The following is a 14,907-nucleotide window of genomic DNA, read 5'->3' on the forward strand; positions in this document are numbered from 1 at the left end:
ATGGACAGACTTTGGGGGCAGGCGCGTGAAGAACTTCAGAAGATCGTCGGAGCCGACAGTTTCTCGACCTGGATCGAGCCCCTGCGCCTGACCGGCGTCGAGGACGGCACCGCCACCATCGCCTGCCCGACCCGTTTCCTGTCCGACTGGGTCTCGCGCCATTACAGCGACGACATCCTGAAGGTGCTGGACCGCATGGGCGGCCCCGTGCAGCGCCTGAGCTTCCAGACCCGCAGCCAAACCGCGCGCCAGGCCGCGGCGCCCGCCGTCAAGCGCCCCGCCCCGCGCCCCGCGGGCGAGGAGGAGCTGGCCGCGCCGCTGGACAGCCGCTTCACCTTCGAGAATTTCGTGGTCGGCAAGCCCAACGAGCTGGCCCATGCCGCCGCCCGCCGGGTGGCCGAGGGCGGCCCCGTCACCTTCAACCCGCTGTTCCTTTACGGCGGCGTCGGCCTGGGCAAGACCCACCTGATGCATGCCATCGCCCGCGAGATCCAGATCCGCCAGCCCGAGGCGCGGGTGCTTTACCTGTCGGCCGAGCAGTTCATGTATCGCTTTGTCCAGGCGCTGCGCGACCGCACGGTGATGGATTTCAAGGAGCTGTTCCGCACCGTTTCCGTGCTGATGGTCGATGACGTGCAGTTCATCGCCGGCAAGGATTCCACGCAGGAGGAATTCTTCCACACCTTCAACACCCTGGTCGACCAGGGCAAGCAGATCGTCATCTCGGCCGACCGCGCGCCGGGCGAGATCAAGGACATGGAAGAGCGCATCAAGTCGCGCCTGCAATGCGGCCTGGTCGTGGACCTGCACCCGACCGATTACGAGCTGCGCCTGGGCATCCTGCAAAGCAAGACCGACAGTTTCCGCGCGCAATATCCCGGCTTGCAGATCGCGCCGGGGGTGCTGGAGTTCCTGGCCCATCGCATCACCTCGAATGTCCGGGTGCTGGAGGGCGCGCTGCAACGGCTGTTCGCCTTTGCCAGCCTGATGGGGCGCGAGATCACGCTGGACATGACCCAGGAATGCCTGGCCGACATCCTGCGCGCCAACGACCGCAAGGTTTCCATCGAGGAGATCCAGCGGAAAGTGGCCGAGCATTACAACATCCGCCTGGCCGACATGATCGGCCCCAAGCGGGTGCGCACCGTCGCCCGGCCGCGGCAGATCGCCATGTATCTGTCCAAGCAGATGACCTCGCGCAGCCTGCCCGAGATCGGGCGCCGCTTCGGCGGGCGCGACCACACCACCATCATGCATGGCGTGAGGAAGATCGAGGAGCTGCGCGGCTCGGACCGCAGCCTGGCCGAGGACATCGACCTGCTGCGTCGCCTGCTGGAGGCGTGAACGCATCTGCTTGACCTTGCGCGGGATTGTGCCACATTGGCGCCCCGCGTCGCCGGGTGCGGGACGAGGCCAGAACGACATAAGGGTTGACCATGAAATTTTCGATCGAACGTGCCGATCTGGTGAAAGCCGTTTCCCAGGCCCAGTCCGTGGTCGAACGCCGCAACACGATCCCGATCCTTGCCAACGTGCTGATCGAGGCCGCGCCGGACGGCGTCAGCTTCCGCGCAACCGACCTGGATACCGAGATCGTGGACCGCGCCACGGCGCAGGTCGAGCGGCCCGGCGCCACCACCGTCTCGGCTGGGATGCTGAACGACATCGCCCGCAAGCTGCCGGACGGCGCGCTGGTGCAGCTTAGCCTGGATGCCGCCTCGGGGCGGCTTTCGGTGCAGGCGGGGCGCTCGAACTTCAGCCTGGCGACCCTGCCGCGCGAGGATTTCCCGGTCATGTCCTCGTCGGAATACAGCGCGAATTTCTCGGCCCCCGCGGCGGTGCTGCGGCGGCTGTTCGACAAGTCGAAATTCGCCATCTCGAACGAAGAGACCCGCTATTACCTGAACGGCGTCTACATGCATGTCGCGCAGGCCGAGGACGGGCCCAGCCTGCGCTGCGTCGCGACCGACGGCCACAGGCTGGCGCGGATCGACGCGCCGCTGCCCGCCGGGGCCGAGGACATGCCCGGCGTGATCGTGCCGCGCAAGACCGTGGCCGAACTGCGCAAGCTTCTGGACGATGACGAGGCCGAGATCGCCGTCTCGGTCAGCGAGACCAAGGTGCGTTTCGCCACGCCGACGATCACGCTGACCTCGAAGGTGATCGACGGCACCTTCCCGGATTATTCCCGCGTGATCCCCTCGGGCAATACCCGCAAGCTGGAAGTCGATGCCGGCGATTTCGCCAAGGCGGTGGACCGGGTGGCGACGGTCAGCAGCGAGCGTTCGCGCGCCGTCAAGCTGTCGCTCGACGAGGACCGGCTGGTGCTGTCGGTGAACGCGCCGGATGCCGGCGCGGCGGACGAAGAGCTGCCGGTCGCCTATGCCGACGAGCCGCTGGAGATCGGCTTCAACGCCAAATACCTGCACGAGATCGCCAGCCAGATCGAGCGCGAGAACGCGGTCTTCCTGTTCAACGGCTCGGGCGACGCGGCGCTGATCCGCGAGGGCGGCGACACCAGCGCGGTCTATGTCGTCATGCCGATGCGCGTGTGACGCTGAGCCGCCTGCACCTGACCCAGTTCCGCAGCTGGGCCAGGCTGGAGATCGAGGCCGACCGCCGCCCCATCGCCATCCATGGCCCGAACGGGGCGGGCAAGACCAATATCCTGGAAGCCGTCTCGATGCTGTCGCCCGGCCGCGGCATGCGCGGCGCGGCGCCCGGCGACCAGGCCCGCAAGGGGCCCGACGTCGGCTGGCAGATCCGGGCCGAGATCGGCCAGCATCAGGTGCTGACCCGCGCCCTGCCCGGCCAGCCGCGCGAGGTGGTGATCGACGACAAGCCCTCGACCCAGCTGGCGCTTGGCCGGCTGATGCGGGTGATCTGGCTGACCCCCGCCATGGACCGGCTGTGGACGGATGCGCCCGAACAGCGGCGGCGCTTCCTCGACCGGGTGACGCTGAGCTTCACGCCCGGCCATGCCGAGGATGCGCTGGCTTACGACAAGGCCATGCGCGAGCGCAACCGGCTGCTGCGCGACGAGGTGCGCGACGCCGGCTGGTATCGCGCGCTGGAGGCGCAGATGGCCGAGGCGGGCGCGGCCCTGACGCGCAACCGGCTGGACGCCATCGCCCGGATCATGGCGGCGCAGCAGGGGGCCGAGACCGCCTTTCCCTGGGCCAGCCTGGTGCTGCTGCCCGGCGAAGGCGCGGCCGACGACCCCGACCCGGACAGCATCGCCGCCCGGCTGGCCGAGGGGCGCGGCCGCGACATGGCCGCCGGGCGCACGCTGACCGGCCCGCACCGCGCCGATCTGGGCGCGCATTGGGGGCCGCAGGCGATGCCCGCCGCCCTGTCCTCGACCGGCGAGCAAAAGGCGCTGCTTCTGTCGCTGATCCTGGCCAATGCCCGTGCGCTGGCCGACGAAAGCCCGGTGCTGCTGCTGGACGAGGTGGCGGCGCATCTGGATGCCGACCGCCGCGCCGCGCTTTACGACGAGATCTGCGCACTCAGGGCGCAGGCCTGGCTGACCGGCACCGGCCCGGAGCTGTTCGCGGCGCTGAGCGGCCGGGCGCAATCCCTGGCGGTCGCGCGCGAAGGCGACAGCTCGCGGCTGGTCGGGGACGGTTCGTGATCGGGCCCTGACGGGTTTCCTTGTCCGTCGGGACCACCCTTCGGACGCCGGGACGCTCGGCCGTTTCCTGGGTATTTGTCCAACGGAGAAGCGCATCAGGCGTCGAGGTCGATCCAGACCGGGACGTGGTCGCTGGGCTTGTCCTTGGCGCGTTCGTCGCGGTCGATGCCGACGTCGATCAGCAGGTCGGCGGCCTGCGGCGACAGCAGCACGTGGTCGATGCGGATGCCGTTGTCCCTTTGCCAAGCGCCCGCCTGGTAGTCCCAGAAGGTGAAGGGGCCGCGCGTGCTGCCCGGATGGCGCAGGCGCACCGCATCGGCCCAGCCGTCGAACAGGATGCGGCGCAGCGCGGCGCGGCTTTCGGGCTGGAACAGCGCATCGTCCAGCCATTTTTCCGGGAAGGCGGCGTCGCGGGGCTCGGGGATGACGTTGTAGTCGCCCAGCATCGCCACCGGCGTCTCGGTCGCCAGCAGCGCCCTGGCCCGCGCGTGCAGCCGCTCCATCCAGGCCAGCTTGTAGTCGAATTTCGGCCCCGGCTGCGGATTGCCGTTGGGCAGGTAAAGCCCGCAGATGCGCACCGCGCGATGGCCGACCACCGTCGCCTCGATATAGCGGGCCTGTTCGTCGCCGTCGTCGCCCGGCAGGCCGCGGCTGACATCCTCGAGCGGCAGCTTCGACAGGATGGCCACGCCATTGAAGCCCTTTTGCCCGTGGGTTTCGATATTGTAGCCCAGATCGGCGATCGGCTCGCGCGGGAAGCCCTCGTCCTGGGTCTTGATCTCTTGCAGGACCACGACATCGGGCCGGGCTTCGGCAAGCCAGCCGGTCAGGGTCTCGATACGGGCACGGATGCCGTTGATGTTGAATGTCGCGATCTTCATGCGCGCGAGACTAGCCGGCCCGGCGCGCCCGCGCCAGACCGGATCGAAAACCCGCGGTCAGATCGAAAACGAGGTGCCGCAGCCGCAGGAGGCGCTGGCATTGGGGTTGTCGATGGTGAAGCGGGCCCCGATCAATTCGTCGGCGAAGTCGATGGTGGCGCCGGCCAGGAAGGGCAGCGAGACCGGATCGACCACGACGGTTTGCCCGGCGCCGCTGAGGACCAGGTCGTCCTCGGCCGCCTCGTCCAGGCGGATGTCATACTGGAACCCCGAGCAGCCGCCGCCCGCGACCGCGACCCGCAGGGGCCGGGCGGGGCCGCCTTCGTTGATCTCGGCCAGGCGCGCAAAGGCGCGTTCGGTGACCTTGGGGGGCAGGTTCAGACCTGTGTTCATGGGGCGTTCCCGTTTCCGACTTCCGGTCTGGAATATAGGCTCTGGCCCGAACCCTCGCAAGGAACGCAGGACCAGATGACGGCACCCTATGCCTGCCAGCCCCAAGACAGCCGCGGCCGCCGCTGGCCCGAGCGCATGTCCACCTTTCGCAGCCCCTGGCAGCGCGACCGCGACCGCATCATCCATTCCAGCGCCTTCCGCCGGCTGAAGCACAAGACCCAGGTCTTTGTCGAGCACGAGGGGGATTACTACCGCACTCGCCTGACCCATACGATCGAGGTGGCGCAGGTCGCCCGCACCATCGCCGGCGCGCTGGGGCTGAACACCGACCTGGCCGAGACGGTGGCGCTGGCGCATGACCTGGGCCACCCGCCCTTCGGCCATACCGGCGAGGATGCGCTGGCCGCGCTGATGGCGCCCTATGGCGGCTTCGACCACAATGCCCAGGCCCTGCGCATCGTGACCCGGCTGGAACGGCATTACGCCGATTTCGACGGGCTGAACCTGACCTGGGAAAGCCTGGAGGGCATCGCCAAGCATAATGGTCCCGTGACCGGCGAATTGCCCTATGCCCTGGCCGAGGTGAATGCGGAATGGGATCTGGAGCTGCACAGCAATGCCAGCGCCGAGGCGCAGGTGGCGGCAGTGGCCGACGACGTGGCCTATAACCACCACGACCTGCATGACGGGCTGCGCGCGGGGCTGTTCACCGAGGCGGATCTGGCACAATTGCCCGTCGTCGGCGAGGCCTTTGCCGAGGTCGATGCCCTGCATCCCGGCCTGGCGCCGATGCGGCGCCGGCACGAGGCGCTGCGCCGCGTCTTCGGCGTGATGGTCGAGGATGTGATCGCGGTGGCGCAGAACCGCCTGACCAGCCTGCAGCCGCAAAGCGCGCAGGACATCCGCGACATGGAGGGGCCGATCATCCGCTTTTCCAAGCCGCTTTACCAGAATCTCAAGGCGATCAAGCTGTTCCTGTTCCAGCGCATGTATCGCGCCCCCTCGGTGGTGGTCGAAAGGCAGCGCGTGACCGAGATGCTGAACGGGCTGTTCCCGCTGTTCCTGGCCGACCCCTCGAAGATGCCCCCGACCTGGTTCGAGGCCGCCGAGGCCGCCGGGGACGAGACCGGGCGCGCGCGAGTGGTGCTGGACTACGTCGCCGGCATGACCGACCGCTTCGCCATCCAGGAGGCGCAGCGCCTGCTGGGCTGAGGACGGGCGCCGCTGGCGACGGGATGGCCGGCATGCGCTTTCCCTACGCGCCGGGGGACGGGGCTTTATACCGTGGCGGGCACGCTGGCTGTGCTACGCTTTCCCTGCGCGCCGGGGACGGGCGATTGAACCCGCGCAAGGGATCGCGCGTTCGCCCCCCAGGTCACGGCAGAAAAGGAGAACGGCGATGATCGTGAATTCCGGTTCGGCGAAATGGGAGGGCGGGCTCAAGGACGGCAAGGGGTCGCTTTCGACCAAGTCCGGGGCGCTGAGCAGCCAGCCCTATGGCTTCAACACCCGCTTCGAGGGGCTGCCCGGCACCAACCCCGAGGAGCTGATCGGCGCGGCCCATGCCGCCTGTTTCAGCATGGCGCTGTCGATGATCCTGCAAGAGGCGGGGATCGGCAATGTGCGGATCGAGACGACGTCCGAGATCGGGCTGGCCAAGGAAGGCGACGGCTTCGCCATCAAGACCGCGCATCTGAACACCAAGATCTGGGGCGACGGCGACAAGGCGGTGATCGAGGATTGCGCGCGCAAGGCCGAAAAGGGCTGCCCGGTCAGCAAGGTGCTGAACGCCGAAGTGACGATGGACGTGACGGTGGCGTAAGATCGGCCATGCGGTGCGGCCTTGCGCCGTGCCGCATGCGGTCGAGGCGGCGGTTATGCGGGACGGAGCGGACATTCGGTAATCCCGCTTAGCGGCAACTATCCTCGCTGGCGGAATGCATCGCCTCACACTGCCGTCACGCCGGTAGCCTCAACAGCCCGATCATGGCCGACATCGCGAAACTATTTGCGCAATTTCCATTCTGTCCCAGCCCTTGGCTCTGCTGACGAGATGCGGGATCAGGAGACACCTAGTTGGTCGGCCCATCCATTTGGCATCCCCAAATTGGTGAAACGGCCCGGAAGAGAGATTGGCGGGGCCACATTCCAAGATGCGACGACCCAGTACGGCCTGCTTTGCTTCATCGCCATGAACGATAACCATCAGCGGCCGTAGAGAGGACAAATAGTCCGTTGCGATCTGTGCGCCGATGGACCGAACTGGAGACCGCTGCAACTCCGACGAGTCCTTCGTGGGGAGCGCATTCGAATTAGTTTCTGCTACTCGGAACTGAGAATAGGCCTCTACGAGCTGAGACAGCCGCTTGCGTGTAGGTGAAGTACTGGACTTACCTCTCGCGACCCTGAGCCGCTGATAAACTTCTTCGAAAGCAGATCTGTCGGTTAAAAGCTCACTATAAGTCTCTATAGGGCATTCGGCCGGCGTTATGGGCGTAGCAGGATTGAGTCCGACAATCGCTATCTCGACAGCAAATGGGTCCCCCTCGGTCACAAAAGGTCGGCTCCATCGCCCGCCTATTTCACGAACTAATTGGTCGTACACTGCTACCCCCCCCCGGTGTGTTGCGTAAAACCGCGATATCAGCAAAGATGAAGGTCAGCCTACGATAACTCCTTTGGCGAAGGTCGGCTTTGTGGGCTCCTCCACGCCGTTCAGGAACCGCGGGGCGACATGCGCGCACCATAGCCCGTCAGACAAGCCGGGCTTTTGCCGAGATCGGCGCGCTTACACCATCATCTCCTTGGTCGCCGTCAGCTTCAGATCGGGATGGTCGCGCTCTACGCGGTCGATGTCCCATTGCAGCCGCGTCAGGTAAACCAGGTCGCCGTCATGGTCCTGCGCCATATGGCCCTTGTTCGTATTGGCGAAAGCCTCGACCTTGTCCTTGGGCCCGGACACCCAGCGCGCGCTGGTGAATTGCGAGGATTCGAAGCGCACCGGCAGGCCGTATTCCAGCTCGATGCGGCTGGCCAGCACCTCGAATTGCAGCGCCCCCACCACGCCGACGATGAAGCCCGAGCCGATCATCGGCTTGAACACCTTGGCCGCGCCCTCCTCGGCGAATTGCATCAGCGCCTTTTCCAGGTGCTTGGCCTTCATCGGATCGCCCGCGCGCACCGTCTGCAAAAGCTCGGGCGCAAAGGACGGGATGCCGGTGAAGCGCAGCGCCTCGCCCTCGGTCAGCGCGTCGCCGATGCGCAGCTGGCCGTGGTTCGGGATGCCGATGATGTCGCCGGCCCAGGCCTCCTCGGCCAGTTCGCGGTCGGCGGCCAGGAACAGGACCGGGTTGCTGACCGCCATCGGCTTCTTGGACCGGACGTGCAACAGCTTCATCCCGCGCTCGAAATGCCCCGAGGCCAGGCGGACGAAGGCCACCCGGTCGCGATGCTTGGGGTCCATGTTGGCCTGCACCTTGAAGACGAAGCCCGTCACCGGCTTTTCCTCGGGGGCGATCTGGCGCTCGGCGGCGTTCTGCGGCTGCGGCTGGGGGCCGAACTCGCCGATGCCGGTCATCAGCTCCTTGACGCCGAAGCTGTTGATGGCGGAACCGAACCAGATCGGCGTCATGTGCCCTTCCAGGAAGGACTTGCGGTCGAAGGCGGGCAGCAGTTCGCGCGCCATCTCCAGCTCTTCGCGCAGCTTTTCCAGCAGGTCGGCGGGGACATGCTCGGCCAGCCTCGGATCGTCGAGCCCGCTGATCTGGATCGACTCGGCCACCTTGTTGCGGTCGGCGCGGTCCATGATCTCCAGCCGGTCGTTGAGCAGGTCGTAGGCGCCGATGAAGTCGCGGCCCATGCCGATGGGCCAGCTGACCGGCGCCACGTCGATGGCCAGGTTTTCCTGGATCTCGTCGATGATCTCGAAGGTGTCGCGGCTTTCGCGGTCCATCTTGTTGCAGAAGGTCAGGATCGGCAGGTCGCGCAGCCGGCAGACCTCGAAGAGCTTGCGGGTCTGGCTTTCGACGCCCTTGGCGCCGTCGATCACCATGATCGCCGCATCCACCGCGGTCAGCGTGCGATAGGTGTCCTCGGAGAAATCGCTGTGGCCGGGCGTGTCCACCAGGTTGAAGCGATAGGGCCCGAAATCGAAGCTCATGGCCGAGGCCGAGACCGAAATCCCCCGGTCCTGCTCCATCTTCATGAAGTCCGAGCGCGTGCGCCGCGCCTCGCCCTTGGCGCGGACCTGGCCGGCCATCTGGATCGCGCCGCCGAACAGCAGGAACTTTTCGGTCAGCGTGGTCTTGCCCGCGTCCGGGTGCGAGATGATCGCAAAGGTGCGGCGGCGGGCGATTTCGGGCGGAAGTTCGGGACGGTTCATCATGCCCGGCCGTTTAGCGCGCGCCGCGCACAGTCTCAAATGGAATCGCGGCTCAAAGGGAATCGGGCTCGAACGGAATCGCGGCTCAGACGAATTGTTCGCGGATCAGCCGTTCCTCCAGCCCGTGGCCGGGGTCGAAAAGCAGGTGATGGCGGATGGTGTTTTCCGAACGGATCTCGACCCACAGCACCGAATCGACGCCGCGCGAATCGGCATCGGCCATCACCGGGCGCTTGTCGGGGTCCAGCACGTCGATGCGCACCGTCGCCGACTTGGGCAGGATCGCACCGCGCCAGCGCCGCGGACGGAAGGGCGCGATCGCGGTCAGCGCCAGCACGTCCGAGCCCAGGGGCAGGATCGGCCCGTTCGCCGAATAGTTGTAGGCGGTCGAGCCCGCCGGGGTCGACAGCAACATACCGTCGCAGATCAGTTCCTCCAGCCGCACCCGGCCGTTCACGCTGATGCGCAGCCGCGCCGCCTGCGGTCCGGCGCGCAGCATGCTGACCTCGTTGATCGCCAGCGCGCAATGCTCGTGCCCGTCGGTGGTGCCGGCGGTCATGGCCAGGGGATTGACCACGGTTTCCTCGGCGGCGCGGATGCGGCCGGGCAGGTCGTCCTCGGAATAGGCGTTCATCAGAAAGCCCACGGTGCCCCTGTTCATGCCATAGACCGGCAGGCCGCGATTCTGGTGCATGACCGACAGCATCAGCCCGTCGCCGCCCAGCGCCACGATCACCTCGGCCTCGCGGATCGGCACATGGCCGTAGCGCGCGGACAGCGTCTCGGCGGCGGTCACGGCGGTTTCGGTGCTGGAGGCGATGAAATGCATCTTCATGCGGCCATCATGGCCAGCCGCCGGGCGGAAGCAAGTCCCGGCGACGCATGGAATATCTACCACCAAGGCGTCGCATCCGTCCTAGCGGGGCGCGGCGAAAGGCGCTAGAAGGCCGGCAAGCCGCTTTTTGCATGAGGACCAGATGACCGACACCGGATTCTTCACCGAGACGCTGGACAGCCGCGACCCCGACATCTTCGGCGCCATCCGCAAGGAACTTGGCCGCCAGCGCGACGAGATCGAGCTGATCGCCTCGGAAAACATCGTCTCCAAGGCCGTGCTGGAAGCGCAGGGCTCGGTGCTGACGAACAAATATGCCGAGGGCTATCCGGGCAAGCGCTATTACGGCGGCTGCCAGTATGTCGACATCGTCGAGGAACTGGCGATCGAGCGCGCCAAGGAACTGTTCGGCTGCGCATATGCCAACGTCCAGCCGAACTCGGGCAGCCAGATGAACCAGGCGGTGTTCCTGGCGCTTCTGCAGCCGGGCGACACCTTCATGGGCCTCGACCTGAACTCGGGCGGGCACCTGACGCATGGCTCGCCGGTCAACATGTCCGGCAAGTGGTTCAATGTCGTCAGCTACGGCGTGCGCCAGCAGGACCAGTTGCTTGACATGGAAGAGATCCGCAAGAAGGCGCATGAGAGCAAGCCCAAGCTGATCCTGGCCGGCGGCACCGCCTATTCGCGCGTCTGGGACTGGGCTGAATTCCGCAAGATCGCGGACGAGGTCGGCGCCTGGCTGATGGTGGACATGGCCCATATCGCGGGCCTGGTGGCCGGCGGCCAGCATCCCTCGCCGCTGCCGCACGCCCATGTCGTGACCACCACCACCCACAAGTCGCTGCGCGGCCCCCGCGGGGGCATGGTGCTGACCAACGACGCCGACATCGCGAAAAAGATCAACTCGGCCGTCTTCCCCGGCCTTCAGGGCGGCCCGCTGATGCATGTCATCGCCGCCAAGGCCGTGGCCTTCGGCGAGGCGCTGCGCCCCGAATTCAAGGACTATGCCGCGCAGGTCGTGGCCAATGCGCGCGCCATGGCGGACGAGCTGATGAAGGGCGGCATCGACATCGTCTCGGGCGGCACCGACAACCACCTGTGCCTGGCCGACCTGCGTCCGAAAGGCGTGACCGGCAAGGCGACCGAGGCGGCGCTGGGTCGCGCCCACATCACCTGCAACAAGAACGGCGTGCCCTTCGACCCCGAAAAACCCTTCGTGACCTCGGGCATCCGCCTGGGCGCCCCCGCCGGCACCACTCGCGGCTTCAAGGAAGAAGAGTTCCGCCAGATCGCCCGCTGGATCGTCGAGGTCGTCGATGGCCTTGCCGCGAACGGCGAGGAAGGCAATGCCGAGGTGGAAGCCCGCGTCAAGGCCGAGGTCGAGGCGCTTTGCGCCCGCTTCCCGCTTTATAACGGTATGTAATCCCGGCGCGGCGCGGGTCCGAACGAACCCGCGCCGCCCCTTATTGCCCCGCCAGCCGTTGCCCCGGCCGGACAGCAGGGCGGCCCCGGCACCTGGGCCGGTATCCGGGCCTCTCCCTCCTTTGCCGTCCCGCCCAGCCGGCACAGTTCCTCGCTTCGCCCGGCAGCGCCGAACCTACCACAAGGCGCGCAACCCGGAGCCGACCGCGCGGCTGTCCTGACGCCAGCGGCGACGGTGCTGCAAGAATCAGGTCCACCGGAGCCAGTCGAGCCGGCTTCAAAGCGGGCGATGCGGACAAGACGTGCGGCGGGGCCCCTTCACGAATCGCAACACCTTCACCGGCAGGGAGCAAGCGAAGCTCAGGTCACCTCACGGCGACTGCGGCCAGCGTGCCGGCTTGGCACAGATACTGCGGCGACGGCCCTGACAATCTTGGAAAAAGCGGCAATCCATCGCAATCCACTGATTTATATAAAGAAACAAGCATGCGGCCGCACTTCCAGCAAGGCGCACGGCAAGTCTCTTCACAAATCGGGACATCTCCATCGGCGCAGAGCAAGCGCCGTTCCGATCAGCCCGCGGCGGCCTTTCCGGCGCAAGACGCCCAGTTCGGCGCAGATGACTGAACCGCGCGGCCACTCCATCCCCGGCGACGGCCTAGTCTTGCAAGAAGCGCGATCCAACGTAACCCGTGGGTCCGGTTGAAAAGCAGGCCTTCCGAGAGGACGTGGAAGGGCCTCTCCACGAATCGCGACACCCTTGCCGGCGCCCGGCAAGCGACCCTAGATCAGCCCGCGGCGGGTCATGATCCAGAGGGCGACGGCACCCAGCAGCAGCAGGCCGAACAGCACGCTGGCCGCGATGCTGGCCGCGCCGCCCCGCAGCCGCATCCCCTGCCCCAGCGGCCGCAGATAGGCCGTCAGCGCCTTGTGCGCATGTTCCAGTCGCGTGAAATCCACTTGGCGCGCCAGCTTGGGCTGGCCGGCCTTGCGGTCGGCCTCGGCCAGGATGCGCGCCTCGCGCCGCAGCCGCCGCGGCAGCGCGCCGCCGCGCTTGCGCAGCATGCTTTCCAGATCGGCCTGCTGGCCGCGCCTGAGGCCGCCGAACCGCGCCGCCATCAGGCTGGCGACCTCGTCCGCCATCGGCCGGATGCTTTCGATGCCCATCGCCCCCATCCCGTTTTCGCCAAGGCTAGCGCCTCTGGCGCCGCTTCGCCAGTGCCGCTAGGCTGCACGCATGATGCTGAACATGACGATGACAGGAATGGATTCGGATCGCCCGCCGGTGCTGCTGGCACATGGGCTGTTCGGATCGGGGCGCAACCTGGGCGGCCTTGCGCGGCGGCTGGGGGAAAGCCGGCGGGTGATCTCGGTCGACATGCGCAACCATGGCGACAGTTTCCACGATCCCGACCATGGCTATGCCGCGCTGGCCGGCGACCTGGCCCAAGTGATCGCGGCGCAGGGCGGCCGGGCGGATGTTCTGGGGCATTCGATGGGCGGCAAGGCCGCGATGATGCTGGCGCTGACGCAGCCCGACCTGGTGCGCCGGCTGGTCGTCATGGACATCGCCCCCTTCGCCTATGGCCACAGCCAGAGCGGCCTGATCGACGCGATGGAGGCGGTGGACCTTGCCGGGCTTCGCCTGCGCTCCGAGGCGGATGCGCGGCTGGCCGAACACGTCGCCGATCCGGGCGTGCGGGCGTTTCTGCTGCAATCGCTGGACCTCAAGGCCGATCCGCCGCGCTGGAAGTTCAACCTGCCGGCGTTGCAGGACCAGATGCCCCGGCTGGTCGGCTGGCCTGGGGCGCCCAAGGGTGGTTTCACCGGCCCCGCGCTGTTCCTGGCCGGAGCGGATTCGGATTACTGCCGCGCGCCGCAAGCCGAGGCGATCCGCGAATATTTCCCCCAGGCCGAGATCCGCGTCATCCCCGGCGCGGGACATTGGCTGCATGCCGACCGCCCGGCCGAGGTCGCCGAAGCGGTGGCGGCCTTCCTGGACTGATCCCGCCGGCGGCACGGGCCCTTCAGCCGTCGGGACAGCGCAGCGACAGCCTCGCCTCGCCGGTATCGCCGGGGATGCGGCTGCGCAGGCTGTTCGGAATCGCCTGGCATCCGGTCGTCCGCTCGGCGGCGATCACCATCAGCTCCGGCACCACTGCCCGCGCATCCCGGCCAAGGTAGCCCAGGCGGATCACCTCTGCCTGGCTGCCGTCCTCGATCTGCTGGACCCTGCCGAGCGCGTGAAAGACCCTCTCTTGCGCGGCTTTCGCATCCTGCAGGCCGGCAGGGCGCAATGCCTTTCCGATAGAGGCAAGGTCGGCAAGAAGCGCCCTGCGCCGCATGATCAGCATGGTCTTGCGCGCATTCAGGTCCATGGAACTTCCTCTCTTGATCCCGGCGTTCTGGCACAGCTGCGCGGCGGCCCGCTTGACTTGCGTCAAGTTGTCACGGGGCCGCGTGGCGGGCCCCGCCCAGCCGGATCGGCCGGGATCCGCCTGCGGGAGCGTCCCTTTCAAGACAATCCTTGCCGATCGGGCGGGCGCTGGCCCGGCTGTGACTTGAGCGGCTTGCCAAGGAGATTAGGCTTTGCCGACAACGAGCAGAAAAAAGAAAGGAACGAGCATGCGTCGGATGGTTACGGTCGGCCTTTGCCTGGCCGGCATGGCGGTCGCGGGCTGCGAGACGATGCAGGGCGCGGGGCGGGACATGCAGACCGCGGGACAGTTGCTGAGCGAACAGGCGGCAAACAGCCAGGTGCAGATGGGACAGCCGGCCCCCTATGGAGCCGCACCGGCCCCTTATACGCCGCCGGAAGTGGCGCCCGCGCCCTACTGATCCAGGCGGCCGGCCGGCTGTCCAGGCCGTCGCGGGCTAGGCCGCGCCCGTCTCCTTGCCGGCCAGCCGCGACAGGAGCCGGTCCAGCGCGGCGGCATCCGGCCCCAGTTCGGCCAGCAGATCGGCCTGGAACGCCTCGGCGATGCGGCCCAGCCGCAGCATCAGCGCCTGCCCCTGGGGCGTCAGTTCCAGCACGATCAGCCGCCGGTCGGCGTCGTTGCCCGATTTCCGAACCAACCCCGCCCCCTGCAGGCGCGAGGCGGCACGGCTGACCACGGACTTGTCCAGGTTCACGCGGGCATGGATGTCGCGGATGCTGACCGCGCCGGAATGGTCCAGATGCGCCAGCACCCGCCATTCGGGGATGGTCAGCCCCGCCTCGGCCTCGTAGAGCGCGGCGAATCGGCGGCTGACCTGCGCCGCCGCCACGGACAGGCGATAGGGCAGGAAAGCGTCCAGCCGAAAGGTCATGGGGCACCTCTTTTTCCGGCCAGAACAGCAAGGATTCGTCGCCTTGGCA

At 67.3% G+C, this 14,907-nt stretch carries 15 protein-coding genes; 8 read left to right on the forward strand and 7 right to left on the reverse strand.

Annotated elements, in window-relative coordinates:
- The 3 genes from dnaA (at position 1) to recF (ending at position 3,634) form a co-directional block, all read left to right on the forward strand.
- Entirely contained in the window at positions 1–1,344 is a 1,344-nt protein-coding gene (gene dnaA, locus E3U26_RS17030) for a chromosomal replication initiator protein DnaA (protein ID WP_114537622.1), read from the forward strand.
- A gap of 92 nt (positions 1,345–1,436) precedes the next feature.
- On the forward strand, positions 1,437–2,555 hold the full coding sequence (dnaN, locus tag E3U26_RS17035; RefSeq protein WP_036754911.1) for a DNA polymerase III subunit beta: 1,119 nt from the start codon (positions 1,437–1,439) through the stop codon (positions 2,553–2,555).
- Complete coding sequence (gene recF, locus E3U26_RS17040) at positions 2,552–3,634, forward strand: DNA replication/repair protein RecF (protein WP_114537567.1); 1,083 nt, start codon at positions 2,552–2,554, stop codon at positions 3,632–3,634. The genes dnaN and recF overlap by 4 nt, the downstream gene beginning before the upstream one ends.
- Positions 3,635–3,729: 95 nt before the next feature.
- Here recF and xth read toward each other — a convergent pair whose 3' ends face one another.
- Both xth and E3U26_RS17050 read right to left on the reverse strand, forming a co-directional pair.
- Entirely contained in the window at positions 3,730–4,515 is a 786-nt protein-coding gene (gene xth / locus E3U26_RS17045; RefSeq protein ID WP_036754905.1) for an exodeoxyribonuclease III, read from the reverse strand.
- A gap of 57 nt (positions 4,516–4,572) precedes the next feature.
- Positions 4,573–4,908 carry a HesB/IscA family protein gene (locus E3U26_RS17050; RefSeq protein WP_072463508.1) on the reverse strand — a complete coding sequence of 112 codons (336 nt, stop codon included), beginning with the start codon at positions 4,906–4,908 and terminating at the stop codon, positions 4,573–4,575.
- A 75-nt stretch (positions 4,909–4,983) separates the two neighbouring features.
- Here E3U26_RS17050 and E3U26_RS17055 point away from each other — a divergent pair, with 75 nt between their 5' ends.
- Together E3U26_RS17055 and E3U26_RS17060 are read left to right on the forward strand one after the other, a co-directional pair.
- The gene (locus E3U26_RS17055; RefSeq protein ID WP_072463509.1) at positions 4,984–6,120 is read left to right on the forward strand and encodes a deoxyguanosinetriphosphate triphosphohydrolase; all 1,137 of its coding nucleotides are present in this window, start codon (positions 4,984–4,986) and stop codon (positions 6,118–6,120) included.
- Positions 6,121–6,307: 187 nt separating this feature from the next.
- On the forward strand, positions 6,308–6,730 hold the full coding sequence (locus E3U26_RS17060) for an OsmC family protein (RefSeq protein WP_072463510.1): 423 nt from the start codon (positions 6,308–6,310) through the stop codon (positions 6,728–6,730).
- Between the two features lie 966 nt (positions 6,731–7,696).
- On the opposite strand, the gene E3U26_RS17065 is transcribed toward E3U26_RS17060, so the two are convergent.
- Positions 7,697–9,292, reverse strand: coding sequence for a peptide chain release factor 3 (locus E3U26_RS17065; RefSeq protein WP_036754887.1), 1,596 nt, complete (start codon positions 9,290–9,292; stop codon positions 7,697–7,699).
- A gap of 82 nt (positions 9,293–9,374) precedes the next feature.
- Positions 9,375–10,124, reverse strand: coding sequence for an NAD kinase (locus E3U26_RS17070; RefSeq protein ID WP_072462526.1), 750 nt, complete (start codon positions 10,122–10,124; stop codon positions 9,375–9,377).
- Positions 10,125–10,266: 142 nt separating this feature from the next.
- Here E3U26_RS17070 and glyA point away from each other — a divergent pair, with 142 nt between their 5' ends.
- Complete coding sequence (gene glyA / locus E3U26_RS17075) at positions 10,267–11,550, forward strand: serine hydroxymethyltransferase (protein ID WP_114537570.1); 1,284 nt, start codon at positions 10,267–10,269, stop codon at positions 11,548–11,550.
- 782 nt (positions 11,551–12,332) lie between these two features.
- Here the strand turns inward: glyA and E3U26_RS17080 are convergent.
- Positions 12,333–12,716, reverse strand: coding sequence for a hypothetical protein (locus E3U26_RS17080; RefSeq protein WP_036754880.1), 384 nt, complete (start codon positions 12,714–12,716; stop codon positions 12,333–12,335).
- Between the two features lie 73 nt (positions 12,717–12,789).
- Between E3U26_RS17080 and E3U26_RS17085 the strand changes: the two genes are divergently transcribed.
- On the forward strand, positions 12,790–13,554 hold the full coding sequence (locus E3U26_RS17085; RefSeq protein WP_243784120.1) for an alpha/beta fold hydrolase: 765 nt from the start codon (positions 12,790–12,792) through the stop codon (positions 13,552–13,554).
- 22 nt (positions 13,555–13,576) lie between these two features.
- On the opposite strand, the gene E3U26_RS17090 is transcribed toward E3U26_RS17085, so the two are convergent.
- Complete coding sequence (locus tag E3U26_RS17090; protein WP_499106943.1) at positions 13,577–13,927, reverse strand: hypothetical protein; 351 nt, start codon at positions 13,925–13,927, stop codon at positions 13,577–13,579.
- A gap of 247 nt (positions 13,928–14,174) precedes the next feature.
- On the opposite strand from E3U26_RS17090, the gene E3U26_RS17095 reads away from it, so the two are divergent.
- Positions 14,175–14,387 (forward strand): entericidin A/B family lipoprotein, encoded by a 213-nt coding sequence (locus tag E3U26_RS17095; RefSeq protein ID WP_072462523.1) that lies wholly within the window; start codon positions 14,175–14,177, stop codon positions 14,385–14,387.
- A gap of 36 nt (positions 14,388–14,423) precedes the next feature.
- On the opposite strand, the gene E3U26_RS17100 is transcribed toward E3U26_RS17095, so the two are convergent.
- Positions 14,424–14,858: a MarR family winged helix-turn-helix transcriptional regulator gene (locus E3U26_RS17100; protein WP_036754869.1), complete on the reverse strand. Its 435-nt coding sequence runs from the start codon at positions 14,856–14,858 to the stop codon at positions 14,424–14,426.
- Positions 14,859–14,907: the final 49 nt, after the last annotated feature.

The sequence above is a fragment of the Paracoccus ferrooxidans genome (assembly GCF_029909815.1).
Taxonomy (GTDB): domain Bacteria; phylum Pseudomonadota; class Alphaproteobacteria; order Rhodobacterales; family Rhodobacteraceae; genus Paracoccus; species Paracoccus versutus.